This is a genomic window from Thermogymnomonas acidicola JCM 13583, assembly GCF_001316105.1.
GTDB classification, from domain to species: domain Archaea; phylum Thermoplasmatota; class Thermoplasmata; order Thermoplasmatales; family Thermoplasmataceae; genus Thermogymnomonas; species Thermogymnomonas acidicola.
Map to the genome: position 1 here is coordinate 1 of NZ_BBCP01000015.1, position 22889 is coordinate 22889.

The following is a 22889-nucleotide window of genomic DNA, read 5'->3' on the forward strand; positions in this document are numbered from 1 at the left end:
TGGAACTTTCGTCCCCCTTAACCCCCCATTAGAGTTAAAAGCAGCACAACTATTCAGAGGTGGGCGGAGGTTGCCGAGCCAGGTTAAAGGCGGCAGACTCAAGATCTGCTCTCACAGGAGTTCGCCGGTTCGAATCCGGCCCTCCGCATGCCTCTGATTAATTATTTTCATCTGTTTACACTGTTTCCACAATTGAAAAAGGTATGGGCGGGCAAGGGAGGCCAATTGCCGCTGTCCCCCCCCGGTCTCCTTCTACTGCAGGGCAGGAGCGAAGGGATCTGCAACCATGGCCTGGTGCAAACTGTGGGTGCACGGGTGTTGTGCTGGTGACGCAATTACAGTGAGTTTAACTTCCTCCGGGACAGGATCGGGGGCCACCCATAGGCCCGCCATCCTGCACCTCCCATGCCTCCATCGTAACACCCCCCCGGCCCACTTTCCATAACGGCCACCCTGCAGGCTTCTCCGTGCCTTCCTGCGAAATATTAAAAAATATTATTTTCATGGAATGGCAATGAAGATCAACAAAATTATTGATCTTTCGGTGACAATTGAACCCGGTATGGCGACGTGGCCAACAAATCCAGAGATCGTCCTGAAGGACATGTGCACGTTCGAGAAGGACGGCTACAAGGAGGAGATCTACAGTTCCTCCACACACACGGAACGCACCTGGATGCGCCCCCCCTTCACATGTACCGGCAGGGCGCCAGCGTTGACAGGATTGACCTATCGGAACTTGTGCAGGAGGGCTACTGCATCAGGCCCAGGGTAACTGACAACGAGATACACATCGATGCCATAAGGGCCGTGTGGAAGCCCGAGTACGACGGGAAGGCCATCCTTATAAACACTGGCTGGGACAGGAAGAGGTCAAGGACGCAGGAATGGCAGTACGGGTTTCCAGGGCTGGCGGAGGACACCGTGGACTTCTTCGGCGAGCACGGGACAAAGCTCATCGGGATCGACACCCTTGGCATAGAGCCCGCCTCACACCAGGGATTCCCTGTGCACAGGGGGGGCTTGAGAGGTACGGGATAACCTTCATCGAGGACATGGCCAACCTTCACTTGCTGGAAATCGGGAAGCCATACCTGATAGTGGCACTGCCCCTGAAGCTCAGGGGGGGAGCCAGTGGCTCCATGGCGAGGGTGATTGCCATCGATGCCGATTGATGCAGGGGGGGCACAACCGGGACTGAAGCCTCAGCGAGTTCAGTGCAGCACCTGTCATGCAGGCCAAGGCAACAGGCCGGGGGGGGCACTCTCCAACCGAATACGGGGGGGTTCATGGGCGGGCCGGATTGACCAGGCCACCGTCCCCCCCGTCTGGGTTTCCCCTGGTGCATGGGGGGGCAAGCATGTGGGGGGGAGTGTGAGGGGGGGTATCTGCAAAGTTCAAATCTCACGGTTCAGATAGCTGGCCCATGGGTTTCTTCAGGAAGGAGATCACACTGACGACAAGCAAGAGCCTTAAGGAACTGGCCACGGAATTTGAGAACTTTCTTGTGGGCCAGGGGGGGTGGAAGACACAGAGCAATATATCGGACACCGGTGCGATCATCCAGGCCAGGAAGGGTGGCATACTGAGGGACATAGTTGCAGCGGACAGGGCACTGACATTCACGTTCCAGAGTGCAGGAGACGGCATGGTGAAGGTGAACGTGGGTATCGGGAAGCTGTTACAGAACATAGCCGTCACTGCCGTTGAGGTGCTACTCCTGTCAGACCTGTTCCTGTTCGTGGACGTACCGGAGATGCTGTTCACAGAGCACGTGGAGAAGGAGCTGCTGAACCAGCTGAGGGCCATGGCAGTGTAAACAGCAGGAACTCAGCAGGTTATATCCGGCCCTGCACTGACCATGGTATGAGGTACACGGACATCGGTGGCGCGAGAGTGTCGCAGATAGCCATAGGCACGTGGCACCTCCCGCCGTCAACCGACAGGTACGAGGACGGGATACTGAGGGTGGACAGGGAGAGGACAATGGCCATTCTTAAGAGGGCCTACGACCTGGGCATAAACTTCTTCGACACAGCCAACACGTACCACGGGACAGTGAGCGAGACGCACCTGCACCCTGAGAAGAGCGGGAACTCCGAGAGGATACTCGGCGAATTCATGAGGGGGCCATGACAGGGCATCGCTTTTCATTGCCACGAAGGTGAGGGCCGAGGTGGAGACATTCCCGAACGGCGGGGGGGGCCTCTCCAGGAAGCACATCATGTGGCAGGTCAGGGAGAGCCTGAGGCGCCTCGGGACAGACTACATAGACCTCTACCAGGTGCACTGGCCTGACCCCCACACTGACGAGGAGGAGGTAATGGGGGGGCCCTCAACGATACCGTGCATTCAGGGATGGTGCACTACATAGGGGGGGTAAGCAACCACCCGTGGTACATGGTGAAGAGGATGATCGAGGTCTCGGAGAGGTCGGGCTACGAGAGGCCGGTCTCCGCGCAGGAGGCCTACAACATAGTCACACGATACGTTGAGAGGCGCCTGGTGCCCCTGATGAGGTCAAGGAGGATGACCATGATAGCATATGTGCCGCTTGCCCAGGGGGGGATACTCACTGGAAAGTACCTCAAGGATTCCGGTGGGCTTTCCAGGGCCGAGTACACACCTGAAATGAGGGAGGAGGTCGAGAGGCACAGGAGGGCCGCATCAGTGGTGTCCGAGACCGCCAGCGACCTTGGGATAACCCCAGCCCAGCTTTCGCTCGCCTGGATCCTGAGCATGCAGAGGAGGCTAGGGATAAGCATAGTACCGCTCATCGGCGTATCAAGAGAGGAACAGCTGCTGGAGGACGTTGAGGCGATAGATGTGTCGCTTCCGGAATGGGCAGTTTCCAGGCTCTGTGGGCTCTATGGACCTGACGATACGCTTTGAAGACCCGGAAAACGCATGCGGTATCTTCAGCGCCTCCGTGGGGGGGCCCGACAACTGGCCCGGCACACAGGTCAACTGTGAGGATCACAGGGTTGTGATAAAGGTAGAGGGGGGGATTTCCCCGGTCTCAATTTACTCACTTGCAGAGGAGTTCCTGAACCTCTACGACCTGGTGAAGGAAACAATGGAAATATGACTACGCTTCCTGCTCCACAGTCAGCTGCAGCTTCTCCGTTAACTCCTTGTACCTGTTCCTTATGGTTACCTCAGTGACGCCCGCCACTTCTGCAACCGCCCTCTGTGTCCTGCGCTCGCCCGTCATGAGGGAAGCTATGTATATGGCCGCTGCGGCCACTCCTGTGGGCCCCCCCTTGCCTGATGTGAGGTCGTTCTCCTCCGCCATCTTCAGTATCTCCGATGCCTTCTTCCTGGCCTCCATTGAGAGCTTCAGCTTGCTGCAGAACCTGTTCACGTAGTCCTCTGGCTTTGATGGCATGATGTTAAGCTTGAGGTACCTGCTCATTATCCTGTATGTCCTGCCGATCTCCTTCTTCTTCACCCTCGTCACGGACGCGATCTCATCGAGCGTCCTGGGCACTCCGGTGGCCCTGCATGCAGCGTAGATGGCACCCGCAACGACTCCCTCGATGCTCCTCCCCCTGATCATGTTCTGCTTCACTGCCCTCCTGTAGAACACAGCGGCGGTCTCCCTGACATCGTTCGGTATGCTGAGGTTCGAGGCCATCCTCTCAAGCTCCTGCAGTGCCTGGGAGAGGTTCCTCTCCGCCGCGTTGGATACCTTGATCCTCTTCTGCCACTTCCTCAGCCTGTACAGCTGGGCCCTGTTCCTCGTGGGTATCGACTTGCCATAGGAGTCCTTGTTCTTCCAGGATATGTCCGTGGAAAGTCCCTTGTCGTGTATCGTGAAGGTCATGGGCGAGCCGGTCCTGGCCCTGCTCTCGTTCTGCTCTGCATCGAAGGCTCTCCAGTCTGGACCCTGGTCGATGTAGCTCTCGTCTATGACAAGGCCACAGCTATTGCATATGAGCTCACCTCTCTCATAGTCCCTGACAAGCTGCGAAGAACCGCACTCCGGGCACTTGGTTATCTCCTCAATATTCCTCTTCTTCTCATCCACCATATCCACCACCTAACACCTGATGAACAACCCATCAGCATCAGCCTGCTGGTTAAGTGCCACAAGGGCATACGGTGAAGCAACGGGCCCGAACACCCTTATTACCCTGCCAACCTCCCTCCTGTTGCGTCGAAGACCCTTGCATGCATCTTCACACAGTTGTGGACCCTCACCACGATCTCCTGGCCGACCCTGCTTACCACTTCACACTTCTCCAGCATCAGCATGCAAGGATCAAAGTAAAGTATATAAACGTTACGTAAGATTATTAATTCGAGCTATCTTGATATTAAAGCATTGATCTCAAAATTTGTTCATCCGGGATCGCTGGTGGTTTTCAACTGGCATTTGTAAACCACTCATTTATAATCGCGGTTATGCATACACATGTCTTTCGTTTAGAACCTACAAAAAAGGTTTAATACCAGATGATATGTCTGAAATTCATAAATTATTCAGGGTGTTGAGATGGCTTCACAGGGAGATGAGTTATCTAAAAGGTGCCCCGAGTGCAACTCGGAACACCTGGTAAGGGACTATGAAAGGGGGGGCGAGCTGATCTGCAACGATTGCGGCATGGTCGTGGAGGACTCCTTCATCGACCAGGGACCGGAGTGGCGTGCCTTTGACTCCGAGCAGGATGATAGACGTGCCAGGACAGGGTCGCCCATGACGTTCCTGAGCCATGACAAGGGCCTGGCGACGGAGATATCCTGGTCAAACAAGGACTATTATGGGAAGAGGATACCGCATAAGAACAGGGCACAGATATACAGGGTCAGGAAGTGGCACCAGAGGATCAGGGTATCGAATGCAGCAGAGAGGAACCTGTCCATGGCCCTGCAGATGCTCAACGACATCGGTGCGAAGATGGGTATCCCTAAGGACATCAAGGAGACAGCTGCCCTCATTTACAGGAAGGCCGTGGAGAAGAACCTGATCAGGGGGGGTAGGAGCATCGAGAGCATCGTCTGTGCGTCCATATATGCGGCGTGCAGGAAGGTAAACCTCCCGAGGACTCTGGACGAGATATCCAAGGCCTCTGATGTGAACAAGAAGAAGATCGGGAAGGCCTACAGGCACCTGGCCAAGGAGCTCAGCCTGAACCTGAAGCCAACGACACCGTATTCCTACGTTGCCCAGTTCTGCAACAAGCTCGATCTGGACAAGCAGGCCATAGTGGTGAGCGAGGAGATCGTGAGGAAGTCCATAGAGGCCGGCATATCATCAGGGAAGGGGCCAACGGGTGTCGCTGCAGCGTCCATATACATCGCCTCCGTCATAGTTGGTAAGCCGAGGACCCAGAAGGAGATAGCGAGGGTCTCAGGCGTCACAGAGGTAACCATAAGGAACAGGTACAAGGAGATAAGCAAGATACTCGGCATACCCGGTATGGAGTAGATGCGGGTCTACGTAGTTGACAACGGCGGCCAGTGGACTCACAGGGAATGGCGCGTGCTCCGTGACCTGGGGGGGGCGGAGACAAGGATAGTGCCCAACACGGTGGACAGTCACGAACTGGACGGCCTGGACGGCCTGGTGCTCTCTGGCGGGGGGGCCCAAGCATACAGAGCGAGCTCTCCAAACTGGGAAACGTGGGCAGGTACGTGGACGAGCACAGCTACCCTATACTCGGCATATGCGTCGGTGCCCAGTTCCTAGCACTGCACTTCGGGGGGGGTGAGGTGGGCCCGGGTGCGAGCCGGAGTTCGGGAAGAAGGAGGTGGTCTTCGCAAAAAGAGCGGCATCTTCTCCAACATGCCGGAGCGCATGAGCGTCTGGGAGAACCACAACGACGAGATCAAGAGGCTGCCTGAAGTGTTCGAGCTGAACGCATCGTCCGGAACATGCAGGGTGCAGGCCTTCACGCACAAGACCAGGCCAATCTACGGTGTCCAGTTCCACCCTGAGGTTGAGCACACGGAGCACGGTGTTGACATCTTCAGGAACTTCCTCCAGGAGTGCCACAGGTGAACTGCGGGGGGGCACGGATCCTCTTTCTACCTGAGCCAACATTTATATCGTATCCAATTTTATATCGCACCGGAGAGGTATTGGGATGCTATCGCATGTGACTGACCTCATAGGCATGACAGTGTACACCGACAAGGGCATCGTGGTTGGCAACGTGGACGACCTCATAGTGGACATCGACGGCCTCAGGATCTACGGCCTATACATATCGAGGACGAACAGCAAGCTAGTGGAGGATGGAGTCGCGGTCTCCGTGCCTTACGGGTGGATAAAGGCGGTGGGTGACGTGATCCTTCTCAGGCGTTTTCCCCAGTACGTGAGGAAGCCAAAGGACTGACGTCACCTGTGCAGGAAGAACGCCTGCCCCCTCTATTCCCAGTACCCTGGCGTACCCGAACCTCTCCAGCTGGACAGTCCCGTCAACGGAGCCAAGGGCCTGCTCTGCCTTCCCTGTTATCCTTCTCCCGTCCGGCATGTGCACTGTCAGGTCTATTGCAGGCTCTGGAGCCCACTGGACTATCCTGATCCCCTTCTCCCTGAGTTCGAAGCCCGCAAATTCCAGCCGGTGGCCCCTTTTAACAACATTGCAGAAGTCCTTGAGCCTGAAGGCCTTGCCATCCGGCACCTGGGCCAGGTCGGACGCATCCACATAGACGCCCCCCCTCGATGCGCTCATCCTGTATTTCCTTGTCCCCCAGTGACTTGTTTGTGGGGGGGTGGTTGGGGGGGATCGTCACATCGCATTCGGGCAGGCCCTCCACCTTCAACATGACCGGGTCGGGCACGAAGAACCCCCCCCTGGGTGTTGCCGCGTCTATGCTGTCCTTGTTCATTGCGTTGAATATGTCCCACGAGAACTCAGCATCGCTCTCCCTGAGGCCAGATTCGATCCAGTACCGCCTGAACGTTGCAGGGACGTAGCCCCCCCTCTTCCTCAGGGCCAGGATCGTGCCGAGCCTCACGTCGTCCCAGCCTGAGTAGCTCCCGTCCGCTATGCCCTTCTTTATTGTCGATGTCTTGAGGACAGTGTTCGGTATGTGTATCAGGCCGTAGTGGAAGTATACTGGCAGCGGCCAGTCGTTGTACCTGAATATGTACTTCTGCTTCTCCGTGTTGTTCAGGTGGTCCTTGCCCCCCCTTATCACATGGGTAAGGCCCAGGTGGTGGTCATCCACAGCGACCGAGAAGTTCATCATGGGGTACACCCTGTACTTCCTGCCCTGCCTCGGGTGCTCTCTCTCTATGATCCTGAATGCGATCCAGTCCCTCACGCTAGGGTTCGGGTGTGCCAGGTCGGTTTTCACAACAGCAACGGCCTCTCCCTCCCTGAAGCCGCCGTCAAGCATCTCCTGGAACCTCTCTTCGTTCTCCCTTGCGCTCAGGGAGCGGTGGGGGGGACAGGCTATCCCCCCCTTCTGCCTCTTCTCCTTGAACTCCTGTACCCCGCAGCTGCACACGTACATCCCGCCGTTCCTGATCAGCCTCCTGGCCTCATCGTAGTATAGCTCCATCCTGTCTGACTGCACGACCACGGAGGTGAACTGCACTCCCAGCCACGCCAGGTCCCTGGGTATCTGCTGGTATGCGCTCGGGTCTATGTTCTTCGGGTTCGTGTCCTCTATGCGGAGTATCAGCTCCCCACCGTACTTCCTGACATATTCGTCGTTGAGTATTGCCATCCTGGAGTGGCCAACGTGGAGGGGGGGCCCGCTTGGAGAAGGCGCCATGCGCATGACCACCTTTCCCGTCACGCCCGGGAGGTCCGGGAGCCCGTGCCTCTGCTCCTTCTTCTCTGCGATGAGCGCCTCGGGGTGTTCCTTCCTCAGGATCTCCTCTATCTCTGCAGCGCCGAGCGAGTTGACCTCCTCGACAACCTCGTTCACAACAGGAAGTAGATCCTTTGCACTCTTCCTCAGGTCCGGGCTCTCCGCGAGGACCTTGCTCAGGACGGCCTTCGGATCGGCCTTTCCTCCGTGCTGGTATGCATTCTTAAGCGCGTGCAGCCTGATCTGCTCTCTGTCTGGCAAACAGTTCACCTCTCTCGAGAAGCAGGCCTCTCAGTTCCTCGAGACCGTATCCTGTGGTTGCAGATATGCATATCCTCTCCCTCCTCTCACTGCTCAGGTCGCACTTGCTCTGCACCCTTATGACCTCCTTTCCCAGGATGTCAGAGAGTTCCCTGTAAAGGCCCTCCTGCTGCTCCACAGTGTAACCGGATGTGCCTGAGTGGTCAATGAGGAACAGCACAATGCCGTCGATGTCCCTGAGGGCGAGTACCGCCTTCCTCTCCATCTCGTTCCTCTCCTCCATGGGCCTGTCGAGTATCCCCGGGGGGGTATCTACCAGCTGCACGCGCACCCAGTCCCTGGTTAGGAATCCTATGTGCACCTCCTGCGTCGTGAAAGGGTATGGCGCCACCCTTGGCCTCGCCCTGGTGAGCGCCGAGACCAGGCTGCTCTTACCCACGTTAGGCATGCCTGCTACGATGGCAGTGAAGCACTCTGTATCGATGTCCGGCAGCGATCTGATGTAGTTCCTGCACTCAATGAGGAAGGCCAGGTTCTGCTGCTGAGACCTCACCAGGGACGCGAAACGCCCGTAGAAACCCTTCATAAGGGTCAGGGCCTCGCCGGCATCCGTGGCCCTTTTGACCATCCTGATGTAGTGGGACGAAAGTTCCTCTATCCTCTGGGCACACCAGTCGATCCCTGCGAGGCTCACCTTGTACCTGTCCACGGAGAAGACTAACGAGATGAGGTCCCTGTAGAAGGGGGGGTGGAGCCTCTCAAGGGTGGGAAACTGCCTCACCAGCTTTCTCAGGTAGGGGGCACTGGTGGCCTCTATTGTGGAGATCCTGTCCATCACTTCCCTCTTGATCTTATCGACCTTTTTCGGGAAGTACGGCTCCTCTATCCTGGAGGCCCTGAGGAAGGCCTTGTCTATTATCTCCTGCGCGGTGAGCACAGTCTTGATGTTGACCAACACGCAGGTCTATGGCAAGTGTCAATTAAATGTTGGGGGGGTATAGCCTGCCAGCGGGCAGTATGAGGAGCGATGGGACACACTCAGGCCCGGCTGTGGCACCATCAAGCCTCAGGTCTTTGCCTCTTCCTTCTCGTACTCCGTGAAGGCAGACTTTATCTTCGCCATCAGGTCCTCCGGTATCTCGTAGTGGCCGTGGGCGTACCTCTCGTGCATCCTTATCCTGGGCAGCAGGTCCTCAGGCTTTCCAGCATCATACTCGAAGCTGCACTCCCTTCCAGTATCGGCACACCTGTAGTGATAGCGCTTCACACCCCAAGATGCCTCATTTCATTATAAACGTATACCACCGGGAAAAGTGGTACGAAGGTAATTTATGACTCCATGCCCTCACCAAGGCATGGAAATCGTGGTGGTGGGAGCAAGGGGGGTTCGGGCAGGTACACCTGAACGCCATCTCCGGAGTGGACGTGAGTATAGTTGAGAGGGACAGGGCGGTGGCGGAGGAGATAAGGTCGAAGTACGGAGTGAGGAAGGTTTACAGCAGCTTCGAGGAAGCACTTAACTCGGATGCGGAGATGATAGACCTCGTTGTGCCCCCCCATAACCTGCACAGGGAGTTCGCTGTAAAGGCCCTTAGGAGGGGCAAGCATGTGCTGGTTGAGAAGCCAATCGCAACTACCGTGAGGGAAGGGGGGGAGGAGATGATAGCAGAGGCGAAGAGGGCACGCAAGGTACTCATGGTGCTGAGCAGTACTACTTCGATACGACGGTGAGGTACGTGATGGAGCAGATAAGGGCCGGGACAGTTGGGACGCCTAAGTTCATCCTCGTGAGGGACCAGAGGCTGTTCACGCGCACCGGGTGGAGGCTGTTCAGGTCTCAGATGGGTGGAGGTGCCCTGATAGACGGCGGCATCCACTATGTCGACACCATGCTTAACTTCGGGGGCGATTACACCTACGTCTCGGCCAGGAGCATGAACGTGGCTGGGATAATCGAGGGCGAGGACACAACTGTGGCGAACCTGCAGTTTGCCAACGGTTCTTATGGGACACTCCTCTACCTCTGGTCATACAGGGATCCGCCAACTCTTCCAGCCTTCGAGGTTATAGGCACCGAGGGGGGGAGCATATACGAGGATCCGTCAACACGCAAGCAGGGGGGGGACTTCAGGAGCGGCAGGAACTACGTCTACGGTGACCCCGTGGTCAACGGGAAGAAGGTCGCCCTGGAGCACGCCGACGTCTTCAGGGCCGAGATGGAGGCCTTCTTCAGGGCAGTGCGTGAGGGCACGGAGCCCGAGATGAAGCCAGAGGTGGCCCTCCGGGACCTCAGGTGCGTGCTTGATATATACAGGCATGCGGGTGTTGCCTGAGGGTCAAAGGTTATCTCTCACCATTCAATATTCCTTTATGATAGTGGAGGACCAGAGGAACATATCATGCGGTGGCGATCCTTTCAATTACCTCAAGAGTGTCATGAAGGCACTCTACTTCCAGCTCGACCCTGGCCAGGACGCCAAGATCCTGCTACTGAAGGAGAAGTTCCCCCTACTCGAGGAACGTCTTCGATGGCATGGCCAGGACCACAAGACTCCGCCTCCTGGACATGGAGGAGGCCTCCGGCGAGGTGCACCTCACCGTCAGGAAGGAAAGCCAGTAACCACTGGAGAAAATTATTAAATGTTCTGGAATGTGAGAAAGGAGAGTGTGGTAGGGTCATGGAGGAGTACAATTCTTCACAGATTCAGATACTGGAAGGCCTGAAGGCCGTCAGGAAGGTCCCCCGGCATGTACATAGGCTCCACGGACGAGAGGGGGGGCCTTCACCACCTCATATACGAGGTCGTGGACAACAGCATAGACGAATCCATGGCAGGTTTCTGCTCAAACATATCCATCATATTCGGCAGCGATGGCTCCGTGACTGTGGAGGACGATGGCAGGGGGGGCATCCCTGTGGACATACACCCCAAGTACGGGAGGCCCGGCCTGGAGATAGTCCTTACTGAGCTTCACAGCGGGGGGGCCAAGTTCGACAAGAAGGTCTACAGGATCACCGGAGGCCTCCACGGCGTCGGCGTGCATGTGGTGAACGCACTGTCGTCGAGGCTCATCGCAGTGGTGAAGAAGGGAGATACCCTCTACTACGAGGTATTCAACCGCGGTGTGCCGGACGGGGGCCTCAAGAGCGTGGGCTTCGCGGAGAGGAATACAGTGGATTTGTTGAGGGACGTTGAAATACGCCTGGAGCCCACCCATGGTTTCATAGTAAAGTTCTATCCGGACCCGGAGATATTCGAGGTCACAGATTTCTCCTACGATACCGTGCTGGAGAGGATGAGGGACCTGGCCTTCCTCAACCCGCAGGTTACGATCCATGTCACGGACAGGAGGACGGGCAAGGACTCTGTGCTTCATTTCGAGGGTGGCCTCGTTGAGTTTGTCAGGTACCTCGGCGAGGGCTTCAACGTGATCCACAGGGACCCGATATACCACAGGAGCGAGAGCGATGGGACGGTGGTGGAGTTCGCGCTGCAGTACAACACCGGGACTGCGGAAATACTACAGAGCTTCGTCAACAACATAAACACCCTGGAGGGCGGCACACACGTGGCCGGCTTCCGTGCAGGCCTCTCCAGGGTGATACAGGACTACGCCAGGTCCAGGTCGCTCATCAAGGGTGTGGAATCGCTGACTGGCGATGACGTAAGAGAGGGCCTTGTGGCGGTGCTGCACGTGAAGGTATTTGAGCCGCAGTTCGAGGGCCAGACCAAGACGAAGCTGGGCAACAGTGAGGTCAAGGGCACAGTGCAGTCCGTCACGGAGAGGTTCCTGAAGGACTACTTCGAGGCTTTCCCCCAACGTGGCGGAGGAGATAGTGAAGAGAGCGGTAGCAGCCGCACAGGCGAGGGAGGCCTCAAGGAAGGCCCGCGAACTGGTTAGGAGGAAGTCGGCCCTCTCGGACGCAACCTCCCGGGGGGGAAGCTTGCCGACTGCTCCTCTGACGATCCTTCACGCACGGAACTTTACATAGTGGAGGGTGACTCCGCAGGTGGCTCCGCAAAGCAGGCCAGGGACAGGGAGTTCCAGGCAGTCCTGCCGCTCAGGGGGGGAAAGATACTCAACGTTGAGAAGGCCAACGACCTCAAGACAATATCGAACCAGGTGATACGCGACCTCATAACCGCCATCGGTGCAGGCGTCAAGGACGACATAGACCTGGCCAAGCTCAGGTACGGGAAGATAATAATCATGACAGATGCAGATGTGGACGGGGCTCACATAAGGACGCTGCTCCTGACCTTCTTCTACAGGTATGCAAAGGACCTCATAACCAACGGGAACGTCTACTTCGTGCAGCCGCCCCCCCTTTACAGGATACAGAAGGGCAGTGAGGTCAGGTACGTTTACACTGAAAAGGAGAAGGACAGGGTTGCTGCCGAGATGGGCAAGAACTGCGTGATCCAGAGGTTCAAGGGTCTAGGGGGGGAGATGAACCCGCAGCAGCTCTGGGAGACAACGATGAACCCGGCCACAAGGAAACTCGTGCAGGTCACCATAGAGGACGCCGCCTATGCAGACCACCTCTTCTCCATCCTCATGGGGGGAGAAGGTGGAGCCAAGGCGCAGGTTCATAGAGGAGTACGCCAGGACAGTGGTCAACATAGACCTCTGATCCGGTTATCAGGATCAGGCGTTTAGGAGAGAGGTGTTTGCTTGGACAGGAGACCCATTGAGAACGAGATCAAGACGCGTACCTCGAGTACGCCATGAGCGTCATAGTGAGCAGGGCCATACCCGATGTGAGGGATGGCCTGAAACCCGTGCAGAGGAGAATACTGTACGCCATGAACGAGCTCGGGTTCACGCACGATAAGCCGTACAAGAAGTCAGCGAGGATCGTGGGCGAGACCATGGGTAAGTACCACCCGCACGGCGATGCTGCCATATACGATACACTGGCCAGGATGGCCCAGGACTTTTCGCTGAGGTATCCCCTCATCGACGGGCAGGGCAACTTCGGCTCCATCGATGGTGACGCACCTGCAGCAATGAGGTACACGGAGGCAAGGCTCGCCAGGATCGCGGAGGACATGATGGAGGACATAGACAAGGAGACCGTGCCTTTCATGCTGAACTTCGACGGTTCGCTCATGGAGCCACAGTACCTACCAGCCAAGGTGCCGAACCTCCTCATAAACGGAACGTCCGGCATAGCAGTTGGCATGGCAACAAACATGGTGCCCCACAACCTCAGGGAGGTGTGCGACGCCATAATACACAGGGTCAGGCACCACGACTGCTCTGTGGACGACCTCATCGAAATAATAAAGGCTCCTGACTTCCCCGGCGGGGGGGGCATAGTCTTTAGAACCAGGGAACTCATAGAGGCATACAGGACTGGGAAGGGCAGCGTGAAGTGCCAGGGCGAAGTTGACCTTTCTGAGGACAGGAAGATCATCATAACAAGCCTGCCCTACGGTGTGAACAAGGCCCAGTTCATTGAGGACGTGGCCGAGTACGTGAGGAGCGAGGTCATAACGGGGGGGATCACGGACATAAGGGACGAGAGTGACAGGAGGGGGGGAATGAGGATTGTCATAAAGATCAGGGACGAGGGCATGAGAGATCTGATACTGAACCAGCTCTACGAGCACACCGACCTCGAGAAGAGCATAGGCATCATAAACCTCGTGCTAGTGGATAACGAGCCGAAGACGCTGAACCTCCTGCAGCTTGTGGACGCATACATATCGCACAGGATGGATGTGATAAGGAAGCGGGCACTCTTCGACCTGAGGAAGGAGACGGAGAGGGAACACATCCTGGAAGGCCTTTACAGGGCCCTGGAAGATATAGACAGGGTCATTGCAGGTATCAGGTCTTCAAGGGATGCACAGGATGCCAGGGAGTTCCTGAAGAAAGAGCTCTCGCTGGACGACGGACAGGCCCAGGCCATACTAGATATGAGGCTGCAGCGCCTGACCTCCCTGGAGAGGGAGAAGGTGGCCAGCGACCTGGAGGAGGCCAGGAGGAGGATAGTCGAGCTGAGGAGGATATCAGAGGACGAGGAGGCAAGGCGCCAGATCCTGGTGTCGGAAATGGAGGAGATTAGGGAGAGGTACGGTGACGAGAGGAGGAGCATGGTGCTGGAGAGGGAGGCCGGTACCCGCTCCCTGGAGGACCTGATACCGAGGGAGGACGACGTCATAGTGCTGAGCGAGAACGGGCTCCTCAAGAGAGTGCCACTGCAGGAGTACAGGTCGCAGAGGAGGGGGGGAGGCAAGGGGGGGAGCACCACCTCCGTGAGGAAGGAGGACACTGTCAAGAGCATGGTGGTGTGCTCCTCCCACGACACGATCCTCTATTTCACAAACACAGGGCGGGTGCTGAGGGGGGGCGTGGCCTATGAGATCGAGAAGAAGAACAAGAGGTCCGTGGGCACATCGGCTGGCGTGCTCCTTCACCTGGCCGAAGGGGGGGAGACAGTCACACAGATCATGAGGGCACCGGACACCAACGGTGGCTTCCTCGTGCTGGTGACCAGGAGGGGGGGCCTGATAAAGAAGACGGAGATGAAGGGCATAGCGGAGATGAGGAGCTCCGGCATCAGGATAATCACGCTCACCGAGGACGATGAGGTCGTGGCGGTGGAGCACACTGAGGCTGACAGGAACATCATGGTGGTCTCGTCTTCAGGCAAGGCCGTAATGTTCAACACGTCAGAGGTGAGGCCAACCGGCCGCACGTCCATGGGGGGGGTACGGGCCATAAGGCTGGACGAAAAGGAGAGGGTGATCGCTGCTTTCTTCGTGGAGGAGGGCCAGAGCGTGCTCACGGTGACCGAGAACGCCATAGGGAAGAGGACATCGATAGAGGAGTTCAGGGTGTCCCACAGGGGGGGCACGTCAGGCGTGAACGCAGCGAAGCAGAACGAGAGGACGGGCAGGCTGATAAAGGTCATACCGGTGTGGGACGACAGTGAGGTCCTGATAGTGACGAGGAATGACAAGTCCATAAGGATAAGGGTATCGGACATAAGGGAACTCTCCAGGGCCGCATCGGGCGTCAAGCTCATGTCCCTGGAGGAGGGGGGGGACGCCGTGACGGAGGTCTCCCTGATAGACAGGAACGAGGAAGAAAGGAGTGAGGAGTGATGGACATATCCGTCCTGGGCGCAGGCAACGTGGGCCTGAATCTCCTCAGGATACTGAAGGAGAAGAGGGATGTCTTCAGGTCCAGGTACAGGGTGGACATAAACGTCGTCTCCGTCTCGGATTCAAGGACAACTGTGTTCGAGCCCAACGGTCTCGACCTGGGGGGGGAGGTGATAGAGGCCAAGGCCTCTGGCAACCTTTCGAGGGCGGAGGCTAAGACCATCTCGTTCGATGAGATATTTGACATAGACAACGAGGTGATCGTTGACCTGATGCCGGCAACGCAGGACGGCGTGAGGGGGGGCAGGGACATATACATGAAGGCTTTCAGGAAGGGTCGCCACGTCGTGACTGCAAACAAGGCACCCCCCCTGGCCCTCCACTGGGCCCAGATAATGGAAGAGGCAGCCAGCAGGGGGGGAAAGATGATCAGGTACGAGGCAACTGTTGCAGGCGGCGTGCCGCTCTTCAGCTTCAGGGACTACTGCATCACGCCATCGGAGGTGATATCGTTCAGGGGGGGCATAGTGAGCCTCACCGTGAATCTGGTCATGAGGATGATGGCCAGGGGGGGCACAGCTTCCAGGAAGCTGTGAAGTACGCACAGAGCATGGGCGTGGCAGAGACGGATTACAGGGACGACACCTCCGGCCTGGACGCGGCCAGGAAGACGGTCATACTGGCCAATTCGCTCTTCGGCCTCTCCATGTCGCTTAATGACCTCTACTACGAGGGCATAGATGAGGGTAAGCGCTACAGGAGCAGCTCAAGGATGGTCTCCACAGTGTCCGTGGAAGGCGGCCGTGTGAGGGCGGAATCCAGGGTCGAGGAACTCTCACAGGAGGACCCCCCTTCTCTCCTTGCCAGAGGAATCCCTGGCCTACATTATCGAGACGGAGAACAACGGGAAGCTGATGGTAAGGTCAGAGAGGGACGGGCCACTGGAGACGGCTGCAGCTGTGGTGAACGACATAGTCATCATGGCAAGGGAGATCTGCTGATTCCCCGTTCCATTCAAATAAGCATCAGGGATACAGCGATCCATGTCAGCCCGGTGGCTTGAAGTCCAGATACCCATACCCGCACTAAGGACGGCCACTGTCATATTCTTCGATTCCGGGGGGGGCAGAAGGGTGATGGTGGACGCCTCCATGGACAGGCAGGGTGCTGCGCAGATATCTGGTAGCGGCCTACTGGACGGTGGCCTGGACTACGTCCTCTTCACCCATATGCACATAGACCATATAGGTGGGTTCGCGCACCTCTCAGAGAGGCTCAGCGCTGAGACGATTATGGGCAGGAAGGACGCCGAGATCGTCTACAGGGCGGCACAGGACATAAACTCCTTTACGAGGGAGATCTCGGAGGAGTTTGCAGCCCTGGGAGTGCCGGAAAGCCTGGTCTCGCAGATGACATCACTCCATCCCATGGTGCGTGGGTACGGCACATACAGCAGGATGGAGTTCGACATACTCGTGGACACCAGGTTCAGGATACCAGGCACATCCCTTGAGGCCGTGGTCTACCCTGGCCACACCCCCCGTCATCGCTGTGCCTCTTTGATACTTCCACAGGCGAGGTGGCAACCGGGGACCATATCCTTGAGAGGATCACGCCAAACATATCCTTCTACGACATGGAGGTGGATTACCTTGGCAGTTACCTGGAGAGCCTCAGTGCATTCTCCTCAGCCGTATCCAGGGTGGCGTACCCTGCCACGGGCCCCCCCCTTCCAGGACCCGGCAGGAAGGGCCAGGAGGATAATGGAGCACCACACCCTGCGCTCTTCCCAGATCCTCTCCGTCCTAGGAGAGAAGAAGACAGCGTACCAGGTGGCAGATTCGATCCCGTGGAAGAGGGGGGGCGTCGGCCTCTCTGGTCTGGACATAAACCAGAAGATATTCGCGATAGCGGAGGCCGAGGCGCACCTGAGGCACATGGTGGCCACAGGCACGCTGAGGCTGGAAACCGAAAACGGTGTCAGGGTCTATATGAGGGCCTAAATCTCTCTGAGCTGCCTGTAGGCGTCCTCTCCAAGCTCCCTTCCGATGGCCCCCCGCTATCTCGTCGACATGCTCCTTCCTGGAGGCCTTCGGTATTGGCATGGCCTGCCTCTTCACGTAGCACAGGGCAGCCTGTACAGGGGGGGTCATGCCGCTGGCAGAGGCGACCTCTGCCAGCCTGTGTTCCTGAAGGCCGTTACCTCTGTTGAGCGGGGGGGAATACGCTATCACGGTGATCTTATTGTACCTGCAGAACGGTATGAGCTTTTCCTCCGGTTCCCTGTGGAACACGCTGTACTTTATCTGGTTAGCCACTATATCGTGCCTCTTGGTGGCCGGCAGGGCCTTTTCCAGGTCATCTATGGTGAAGTTGCTCACTCCTATGTACCTTGTAACACCTTCGTCCACCAGCTTCTCCATGGCGGAAATCGTCTCGGCTATGTCCACCTCGCTGTTCGGCCAGTGGATGAGGTAGAGGTCTATGTAGCTGAGCCCGAGCTCCTCAGGCTCGCCCTGGCAGCCCTTATGACGTCGTCGTAGTGCAGGTGCGTTGGCCAGACCTTGGACACGACGAAGACGTCCTCCCTGGGGGATGCCCTTTATGGCCCTTCCGACAAGTTCCTCCGTGTGCCCTGCCCCCCCGTACATCTCCGCAGTATCGACCATTTTGAGCCCCCCCTTCTCAACGGCATACCTTATTATTTCGGTGTGCTCGCCGTCCCTATCGTATGATGCCGTGCTCGTGCCACCGAGGCCCCACGTGCCAAAGCCTATCTCGCCAACCTTGTCGCTGCCTATCATGAAGGCCATGCACCCTCAATAGGGGGGGAGATGCATTAAACCTTATAGGAAACTTCAGATGCACTGCCCTCCCGCTGGAATGGACACCCTTATCTATATTCGTCCAATAACTTGCCCATGCTCGACTACACCGTGACATCGCCCATGGACCCGGATAAGGCCTTCGGCGCACTCTCGCAGAGGCTCAGGGAAAAGGGCTACGTGCTCCTCTCTTACGTGGAGATGCACACCATACTGAGGAAGAACTTCAACAGTGACTTCAAGCCATACTACATACTGAACGTGTGCAAGCCCCCCCAGGCTGCAATGGAGCTGATGACATACAACGAGAGCATGGGCATGCTGCTCCCGTGCAAGATAACGATCTCCCAGAGCGGCACCGGCTCAAGGGTCTCGCTTGTCCTGGTGTCAGAAATGGAGAAGGCGCACCTGGGCGGCGACGGCAGCCTGGTCAGGAAATATGAGAGGGAGCTCGAGGAAATCCTGGACGGCCTGAGGGGGGGCAACTGACGGATGATCGTCCAGATCACCGGCCCTGAGGGGGGGCGGGTGATCCCCCTATGGGACCTGCCCGGCGCCACCAGGACGGCAAGGAGGGTGCCTGCAAACGTGCAGCGGTACATAATAGCGGAATCCCTGCGCAGGAGCAACCTCCTCTTTTATTCCGACGAGTACATACACTCAAAGGTTGTGCCCTCGATCCAGCAGGCGTTCACGCTGATGAAGGCCCTCGGCATAACGCCTGAATCTGTGGACATGGATAAGGCCCTGGAGTTCCAGTTAGCAATGAAGAGGGAGAGGGAGAGCGTGACCGCGGAGGAGAAGGAGGCCTTCCTGAGAGGCTTCATCTCACTCTACAGGGACTACGTTGGGGGCCATCACGGGCCTCTCGGTGTACGCTGATGCCTGGGATGCGCTCCTCCTCCACAGGTCCTTCATTTACCTCAACCCTCTCGGGAGGCTTGTGTCGAGGGGGGGAGCACTGGCCCCGGGAGCCAGGTCTCTCTGAACTTCTTCTCCCGTGCGGAATACGGTGGGGGGGGCGATAGTGGAGTGATCGTATCGCTGCACCACGGCGCCCTCGAAGACCTGGCATCGGCACCCCCCATCACCCGTGGGCTACAGCACTGCCAGGAGGGAGGTGGTGCTGCAGCTGCGCAGGCTCCTTGGCAGAGATGAGGGCGAGAGGACAGTCCTTGACCTGGACGAACTCCTCGGCACCAGGGGGGGGACAGGGCATGAATCCCAGCGAGGTGGAACAGGGAATACATGGTGTTCTGGAGAGAGCCAGGCGCATTGGAGGCCCATATGAAGCCGCTGCCACAGTGATCGGTGGCCTCATCGAGGAGGCCAGCACAGCCGGTCTGGAGCTGGATCTCCTCACATACATATCTGTTGGCTCCCCCCCCACGTCCCTCAACGGCCTCAGGCTCTTCGACATGTGCACCTGCCCCCCCCTTCCGGCGCCCCCCCGACGGTGGGGGGGATGAATATACAGTCCGTGCTTGTCTCCGATGCGCTCAACTCTGTGCTGTTCGCCATGGGATACGGCGAATGGCCCGCAGTTTCCTCAGAGGTTCTGAGAGCCATTTCCCAGTCAGCAAACCGAGCGGTACCGGCACAGAGACAGGGACAGGTGAGCCTGCCCGTTATAGGTAGGCAGGGCATGGAATCCCTGGTCCAGAGGGCCAGGGCCTTTTTTGAGAGGAAGACAACACTTTCGTACACCCTGCTTGAGGCCACGGAGGACCCCCCCTACCTCTTCTTCAAGCGCTACGTGCTGAAAATGGACACGGGCAACCAGGCCACCAGGATGGGCGAGCGCGTTCACAGGAGGGCAGAAGCGCTCTTCAGGGGGCGAGGCCGTCAGCGAACCTGAGGGCATCGAGGCATACATACTCAGGAACACTGTGTCCGTGATTGAATACCTGGAGTCAATGGGCTTCAGGCAGGTCTCCGCAGAGCAGCGCGTGCTGGGCCCGCTGGAGGCCGTCTTAGGCACAGGGCAGGGTATGGACATAGAGGGCAGGATCGACGCGGTCTTCTCTGACGGGCACAACTACCTCATACTGGACTACAAGACAGACAGGACGCAGGAACGGTGGCACAGGCACAGGGTGCAGCTGGAGCTCTACCGGGATCTATTCTCCATGAACTCCTCTGTGAGCAAGGACAGGGTGTTCACGGGCCTGGCATATGTGTCGCTGCGTGGCACGGTGAACACGGGCAGGATATGGCCGGAACTCATGGTGCTGGAGCAGGACGAGGGGGTAAAGGCAATCCTCAGGAGGGCCCTGGAGAGGTACCTGTTCTGGAAGGAAGACCCGGAGAGGCTCCTCCTGGACATAGGGAGGCAGAGGCCCGTGAGGGAGGGCCTGCACGCGGCTCTCGTGGCATCTATGCAACTCCGCTGACTCAGTTCTCTATCTCCTGCAGTGAGCACAGCGTGAAGTCCCATCCAGGGAAGATCTCCCTTATCCTGGCCAGGGAGAGGAGGTATGGCCTCTTGAAAGTCTCAAGGAAAACGGAGCCAACCCTGATGGTCTCTCCCCCCTGGATTCATGGACGCTCAGCAGTGGCACGAAGCTCTCGTCCATGCTTATCCAGTTGAACCTCGAGAGGCCCTCGTTCGGGCTCGGCATGAAGACAGGGCACCCTGACCCATCCGGGCGGTAGATGGCCATGAGGTCCCTGCCGGTGAAAACGCCCTTGACGATGCGCACCCAGTCACGGCCGAAGATGTTCCTCTGGCCAACGACATCGTCTGCAGGCTTGCATGTGAACTCGGAATAGAAGAAAGAGTGGCCCACGCTCTCAGACCTCAGGGTCTGCACAGGGTCCCTTGCCGGCCCCATGTAAGTCAAATCCAGACCATCGACTCCGGAGAAGATCTCGAGTGATATCTCTGAGACCCTCTCCGAATCGCATGAGGAATAGTAGAATGTGGCATGGTACGTGCCGTTGGCCAGCACCACCGGGCCCACGACCACGCTGGGTATGCTCACAAGCCTGGAGATCGCGTCCCCTATCTCGCGCCTCTCGATCCCTTCCTTTAGGATCCAGGTGCCGGCCACAGACCTGGCGCCCAGGGACTCTGAGAATATCTTGACCTCCCTCTTGCCCCCCCGGTCGTTCATTGCCACCATTATGTAGGGGCTCGGCCTGTCTATGACGAGGCCCACGGGGCAGTTTATGCCCAGGCGCCTGGATGCCATTGCCACCGGCTCTTCACCTATGAGGGTGAACGATATCTCCCTGTCGAGGATACCGGGAATCTGTCTCACCAGCATCCTTGGGATATTGCACTGCCGGGCACTTAACCTTATCCACGGTGGCACCATTCATTTCGCTGGCATGGGATCTCATGCCAGGGCGCAAGAATTAATAGAGAGGTGAATTTTATCACTCCGTGGTGGAACCCATAGTGAAGTGGGCCGGATCAAAGAAGCATGTCATTCCGGCCCTGCTCAGCGTTTTCCCCCCCTCCAGCTGGGGGGGGCCTACTATGAGCCCTTTGTGGGCGGTGCTTTAGTCCTATCTCACCTCTACTCAACCGGGAGGGTGACCAGGGCAGTGATATCGGACACCAACCCAGACCTGATAAACCTCTACGAGGTCATAAGGGACAGGCCCGATGAGATAAGGGCTGTGATGGAGAGGCTCTCCTTCAGGAACGAGAGGAGGTATTACCTCTCAGCCAGGCGCAGGTTCAACAGGCTCAGGCTCAGCGGTGGGAACTTTGTGGAGAGGGCAGCCCTTTTCCTCTACCTGAACAGGCAGGGGTACAACGGGCTCTGGAGGGTAAATTCGCGGGGCCTGTACAACGTGCCGTTCGGCAACTATGACACCCTGAACATCCCGCCTTGGGATGCAGTTATGGAGTTCTCCAGGATGCTCGGGAGTGTAGAGATAAGGCACATGGATTTTGAGGCCGCCGTCCAGGATGCGGCTGAAGGCGATCTGGTCTATTTTGATCCCCCCTCTGTATCCTCTCTGAACAGCTCAGGATCGTTCAGCCACATGCCAGGGGGGGGCTTCAGTGCACGTGAACAGGAGAGGCTCCTACGCACAGTCAGGCAGCTGACGGACAGGAGGGTTATGGTGGTCGTGAGCAGCCCATGGAACGAAGGGCTGGTGGACACGTACTCTGAGTTCCACATCATGCGGTACAGCCTAGGGGGGGAGATAACGGGAATATGGCTGGAGGCAGGAAGGGGGGGATGGGCGAGTTGATAATAACAAACTACGAGCCTGCACCCTCTGCTCTGAGCGAATACCTCAGGCCCGTGCCACTCCCGGCGAACTCAGGCGCAAGGTGAGGCCTAGAGGGCCCTTATCCCGCTCTCCCTTTTCCTGAAAAGCCGGTACGTGAGCCATGAGGTGTAGCCTATAAGGGCCACGCCGAGGGCCATGGCCAGGTTCAGCAGGAAGGAGAGGTTCGGGTGGCCTATTGCCTCCATAGTCATGGCCGCGATGACTATCCCGAGGCCCTCCACTGGAGCCACCATGGCAGCCAGGTGTCTGCTCATTACCTGACATGTACGCTCTGGATTATATATAAACGTTCGCATCAGTGGCCCACCGGTCGCAATGCAGACCGTGGGCGTCTCGAAAAATTTAAAATGTTTAGTTATATCAGCATCAGCACAGAGGGGGGGCTGTAGCTTAGCCTGGCAGAGCGCCTGGCTCATAACCAGGTGGTCATCGGTTCAAACCCGGTCAGCCCCACTCTGCGCCAGTTCATTTTAAGGGTGGCATGTCTCTGCGCGACTTGTCAAGGTCAGAGACAGGGGGGGATCTAAAACATGGGAGAGGAACTGGCCATCTTGGTTTAGAGGAGCGTGTGTTTATTTAGCCTCTTAACCGCCAGGTTAACTTGTATTCTGGCTGGGGGGGTGAACTACCCCCCCTCACGGACTGGGCATCTCCACCGTGA

Annotated in this window: 24 protein-coding genes, 2 tRNA genes and 6 pseudogenes; 25 read left to right on the forward strand and 7 right to left on the reverse strand. The window is 57.6% G+C overall.

Features of this window, described 5'->3' with window-relative positions; all coding sequences use genetic code 11:
* Positions 1 to 63: 63 nt before the first annotated feature.
* The 7 genes and pseudogenes from JCM13583_RS10680 (at position 64) to JCM13583_RS10700 (ending at position 3088) form a co-directional block, all read left to right on the forward strand.
* Positions 64 to 148 (forward strand) — tRNA-Leu (locus JCM13583_RS10680).
* Between the two features lie 366 nt (positions 149 to 514).
* Positions 515 to 1175 (forward strand): annotated as a pseudogene (locus JCM13583_RS10685) (cyclase family protein).
* Between the two features lie 251 nt (positions 1176 to 1426).
* Positions 1427 to 1819 (forward strand): hypothetical protein, encoded by a 393-nt coding sequence (locus tag JCM13583_RS10690; RefSeq protein WP_075057673.1) that lies wholly within the window; start codon positions 1427 to 1429, stop codon positions 1817 to 1819.
* Between the two features lie 47 nt (positions 1820 to 1866).
* Positions 1867 to 2136, forward strand: a complete 270-nt coding sequence (locus JCM13583_RS13310; RefSeq protein WP_162509830.1) for an aldo/keto reductase — start codon at positions 1867 to 1869, stop codon at positions 2134 to 2136.
* Positions 2137 to 2164: 28 nt separating this feature from the next.
* Positions 2165 to 2374 carry an aldo/keto reductase gene (locus JCM13583_RS13315; protein WP_171823611.1) on the forward strand — a complete coding sequence of 70 codons (210 nt, stop codon included), beginning with the start codon at positions 2165 to 2167 and terminating at the stop codon, positions 2372 to 2374.
* Positions 2347 to 2892, forward strand: coding sequence for an aldo/keto reductase (locus JCM13583_RS13320; RefSeq protein ID WP_162509832.1), 546 nt, complete (start codon positions 2347 to 2349; stop codon positions 2890 to 2892). The genes JCM13583_RS13315 and JCM13583_RS13320 overlap by 28 nt, the downstream gene beginning before the upstream one ends.
* Positions 2870 to 3088 carry a hypothetical protein gene (locus JCM13583_RS10700; RefSeq protein WP_075057674.1) on the forward strand — a complete coding sequence of 73 codons (219 nt, stop codon included), beginning with the start codon at positions 2870 to 2872 and terminating at the stop codon, positions 3086 to 3088. Before JCM13583_RS13320 ends, JCM13583_RS10700 begins: the two co-directional genes overlap by 23 nt.
* On the opposite strand, the gene JCM13583_RS10705 is transcribed toward JCM13583_RS10700, so the two are convergent.
* Positions 3089 to 4033, reverse strand: a complete 945-nt coding sequence (locus tag JCM13583_RS10705) for a transcription initiation factor IIB (RefSeq protein ID WP_075057690.1) — start codon at positions 4031 to 4033, stop codon at positions 3089 to 3091.
* Between the two features lie 465 nt (positions 4034 to 4498).
* On the opposite strand from JCM13583_RS10705, the gene JCM13583_RS10710 reads away from it, so the two are divergent.
* The 3 genes and pseudogenes from JCM13583_RS10710 (at position 4499) to JCM13583_RS10720 (ending at position 6341) form a co-directional block, all read left to right on the forward strand.
* Positions 4499 to 5431, forward strand: coding sequence for a transcription initiation factor IIB (locus JCM13583_RS10710; RefSeq protein WP_075057675.1), 933 nt, complete (start codon positions 4499 to 4501; stop codon positions 5429 to 5431).
* Positions 5432 to 6004: pseudogene (locus tag JCM13583_RS10715) on the forward strand (GMP synthase subunit A).
* An 85-nt stretch (positions 6005 to 6089) separates the two neighbouring features.
* Positions 6090 to 6341 (forward strand): PRC-barrel domain-containing protein, encoded by a 252-nt coding sequence (locus JCM13583_RS10720; RefSeq protein ID WP_075057676.1) that lies wholly within the window; start codon positions 6090 to 6092, stop codon positions 6339 to 6341.
* On the opposite strand, the pseudogene JCM13583_RS10725 reads toward JCM13583_RS10720, so the two are convergent.
* From JCM13583_RS10725 to JCM13583_RS10735, 3 genes and pseudogenes are all read right to left on the reverse strand, one after another.
* Positions 6231 to 8031, reverse strand: a pseudogene (locus JCM13583_RS10725) (glutamate--tRNA ligase). The gene JCM13583_RS10720 and the pseudogene JCM13583_RS10725 overlap by 111 nt on opposite strands.
* Complete coding sequence (locus tag JCM13583_RS10730) at positions 7994 to 8989, reverse strand: 50S ribosome-binding GTPase (protein ID WP_075057677.1); 996 nt, start codon at positions 8987 to 8989, stop codon at positions 7994 to 7996. Before JCM13583_RS10730 ends, JCM13583_RS10725 begins: the two are co-directional and overlap by 38 nt.
* Positions 8990 to 9097: 108 nt before the next feature.
* Entirely contained in the window at positions 9098 to 9298 is a 201-nt protein-coding gene (locus JCM13583_RS10735; RefSeq protein WP_075057678.1) for a DUF1059 domain-containing protein, read from the reverse strand.
* Between the two features lie 158 nt (positions 9299 to 9456).
* Between JCM13583_RS10735 and JCM13583_RS13325 the strand changes: the two genes are divergently transcribed.
* The 7 genes and pseudogenes from JCM13583_RS13325 (at position 9457) to JCM13583_RS10765 (ending at position 16212) form a co-directional block, all read left to right on the forward strand.
* Complete coding sequence (locus tag JCM13583_RS13325) at positions 9457 to 9762, forward strand: Gfo/Idh/MocA family oxidoreductase (RefSeq protein ID WP_171823612.1); 306 nt, start codon at positions 9457 to 9459, stop codon at positions 9760 to 9762.
* Positions 9763 to 9767: 5 nt separating this feature from the next.
* On the forward strand, positions 9768 to 10364 hold the full coding sequence (locus JCM13583_RS13330; RefSeq protein ID WP_162509834.1) for a Gfo/Idh/MocA family oxidoreductase: 597 nt from the start codon (positions 9768 to 9770) through the stop codon (positions 10362 to 10364).
* Positions 10365 to 10401: 37 nt separating this feature from the next.
* A pseudogene (locus JCM13583_RS10745) lies at positions 10402 to 10651 on the forward strand (hypothetical protein).
* 128 nt (positions 10652 to 10779) lie between these two features.
* Positions 10780 to 12667: pseudogene (locus JCM13583_RS10750) on the forward strand (DNA gyrase subunit B).
* A 41-nt stretch (positions 12668 to 12708) separates the two neighbouring features.
* A pseudogene (gyrA, locus tag JCM13583_RS10755) lies at positions 12709 to 15149 on the forward strand (DNA gyrase subunit A).
* Positions 15149 to 15745, forward strand: a complete 597-nt coding sequence (locus JCM13583_RS10760) for a hypothetical protein (protein ID WP_162509835.1) — start codon at positions 15149 to 15151, stop codon at positions 15743 to 15745. The pseudogene gyrA and the gene JCM13583_RS10760 overlap by 1 nt, the downstream one beginning before the upstream one ends.
* Positions 15742 to 16212, forward strand: a complete 471-nt coding sequence (locus JCM13583_RS10765) for a hypothetical protein (protein ID WP_075057680.1) — start codon at positions 15742 to 15744, stop codon at positions 16210 to 16212. The genes JCM13583_RS10760 and JCM13583_RS10765 overlap by 4 nt, the downstream gene beginning before the upstream one ends.
* A 742-nt stretch (positions 16213 to 16954) precedes the next feature.
* Here the strand turns inward: JCM13583_RS10765 and JCM13583_RS10775 are convergent.
* Positions 16955 to 17962 carry an aldo/keto reductase gene (locus tag JCM13583_RS10775; protein ID WP_171823613.1) on the reverse strand — a complete coding sequence of 336 codons (1008 nt, stop codon included), beginning with the start codon at positions 17960 to 17962 and terminating at the stop codon, positions 16955 to 16957.
* 108 nt (positions 17963 to 18070) lie between these two features.
* Here JCM13583_RS10775 and JCM13583_RS10780 point away from each other — a divergent pair, with 108 nt between their 5' ends.
* From JCM13583_RS10780 to JCM13583_RS10800, 6 genes are all read left to right on the forward strand, one after another.
* On the forward strand, positions 18071 to 18463 hold the full coding sequence (locus JCM13583_RS10780; protein WP_075057682.1) for a DUF302 domain-containing protein: 393 nt from the start codon (positions 18071 to 18073) through the stop codon (positions 18461 to 18463).
* 3 nt (positions 18464 to 18466) lie between these two features.
* Positions 18467 to 18856, forward strand: a complete 390-nt coding sequence (locus JCM13583_RS10785) for a hypothetical protein (protein WP_075057683.1) — start codon at positions 18467 to 18469, stop codon at positions 18854 to 18856.
* Positions 18857 to 19067: 211 nt separating this feature from the next.
* Entirely contained in the window at positions 19068 to 19265 is a 198-nt protein-coding gene (locus tag JCM13583_RS10790) for a hypothetical protein (protein ID WP_075057684.1), read from the forward strand.
* On the forward strand, positions 19207 to 19443 hold the full coding sequence (locus JCM13583_RS13335; RefSeq protein ID WP_162509836.1) for a hypothetical protein: 237 nt from the start codon (positions 19207 to 19209) through the stop codon (positions 19441 to 19443). The genes JCM13583_RS10790 and JCM13583_RS13335 overlap by 59 nt, the downstream gene beginning before the upstream one ends.
* Complete coding sequence (locus tag JCM13583_RS10795) at positions 19440 to 19832, forward strand: hypothetical protein (RefSeq protein WP_162509837.1); 393 nt, start codon at positions 19440 to 19442, stop codon at positions 19830 to 19832. Before JCM13583_RS13335 ends, JCM13583_RS10795 begins: the two co-directional genes overlap by 4 nt.
* A 37-nt stretch (positions 19833 to 19869) precedes the next feature.
* A complete protein-coding gene (locus tag JCM13583_RS10800) occupies positions 19870 to 20367 on the forward strand; it encodes a PD-(D/E)XK nuclease family protein (protein ID WP_162509838.1) in 498 nt (165 codons plus the stop codon).
* Between the two features lie 60 nt (positions 20368 to 20427).
* On the opposite strand, the gene JCM13583_RS10805 is transcribed toward JCM13583_RS10800, so the two are convergent.
* Positions 20428 to 21237: a hypothetical protein gene (locus tag JCM13583_RS10805; RefSeq protein ID WP_171823614.1), complete on the reverse strand. Its 810-nt coding sequence runs from the start codon at positions 21235 to 21237 to the stop codon at positions 20428 to 20430.
* 145 nt (positions 21238 to 21382) lie between these two features.
* On the opposite strand from JCM13583_RS10805, the gene JCM13583_RS10810 reads away from it, so the two are divergent.
* Complete coding sequence (locus tag JCM13583_RS10810; protein ID WP_171823615.1) at positions 21383 to 22186, forward strand: DNA adenine methylase; 804 nt, start codon at positions 21383 to 21385, stop codon at positions 22184 to 22186.
* An 89-nt stretch (positions 22187 to 22275) separates the two neighbouring features.
* Here the strand turns inward: JCM13583_RS10810 and JCM13583_RS10815 are convergent, their stop codons facing one another.
* Positions 22276 to 22482, reverse strand: coding sequence for a hypothetical protein (locus tag JCM13583_RS10815; RefSeq protein ID WP_075057689.1), 207 nt, complete (start codon positions 22480 to 22482; stop codon positions 22276 to 22278).
* 125 nt (positions 22483 to 22607) lie between these two features.
* Between JCM13583_RS10815 and JCM13583_RS10820 the strand changes: the two genes are divergently transcribed.
* Positions 22608 to 22681, forward strand: a tRNA-Ile gene (locus tag JCM13583_RS10820).
* The last annotated feature ends 208 nt before the right edge of the window (positions 22682 to 22889 follow it).

Bases quoted from the DNA above. Each gene is read 5' to 3' on its own strand.
- JCM13583_RS10690 (WP_075057673.1), top strand. From the start codon at position 1,427: ATGGGTTTCTTCAGGAAGGAGATCACACTGACGACAAGCAAGAGCCTT.
- JCM13583_RS13310 (WP_162509830.1), top strand. From the start codon at position 1,867: ATGAGGTACACGGACATCGGTGGCGCGAGAGTGTCGCAGATAGCCATA.
- JCM13583_RS10700 (WP_075057674.1), top strand. From the start codon at position 2,870: ATGGACCTGACGATACGCTTTGAAGACCCGGAAAACGCATGCGGTATC.
- JCM13583_RS10705 (WP_075057690.1), bottom strand. From the start codon at position 4,033: ATGGTGGATGAGAAGAAGAGGAATATTGAGGAGATAACCAAGTGCCCG.
- JCM13583_RS10710 (WP_075057675.1), top strand. From the start codon at position 4,499: ATGGCTTCACAGGGAGATGAGTTATCTAAAAGGTGCCCCGAGTGCAAC.
- JCM13583_RS10720 (WP_075057676.1), top strand. From the start codon at position 6,090: ATGCTATCGCATGTGACTGACCTCATAGGCATGACAGTGTACACCGAC.
- JCM13583_RS10760 (WP_162509835.1), top strand. From the start codon at position 15,149: ATGGACATATCCGTCCTGGGCGCAGGCAACGTGGGCCTGAATCTCCTC.
- JCM13583_RS10775 (WP_171823613.1), bottom strand. From the start codon at position 17,962: ATGGCCTTCATGATAGGCAGCGACAAGGTTGGCGAGATAGGCTTTGGC.
- JCM13583_RS10780 (WP_075057682.1), top strand. From the start codon at position 18,071: ATGCTCGACTACACCGTGACATCGCCCATGGACCCGGATAAGGCCTTC.
- JCM13583_RS10785 (WP_075057683.1), top strand. From the start codon at position 18,467: ATGATCGTCCAGATCACCGGCCCTGAGGGGGGGCGGGTGATCCCCCTA.
- JCM13583_RS10795 (WP_162509837.1), top strand. From the start codon at position 19,440: ATGAATATACAGTCCGTGCTTGTCTCCGATGCGCTCAACTCTGTGCTG.
- JCM13583_RS10815 (WP_075057689.1), bottom strand. From the start codon at position 22,482: ATGAGCAGACACCTGGCTGCCATGGTGGCTCCAGTGGAGGGCCTCGGG.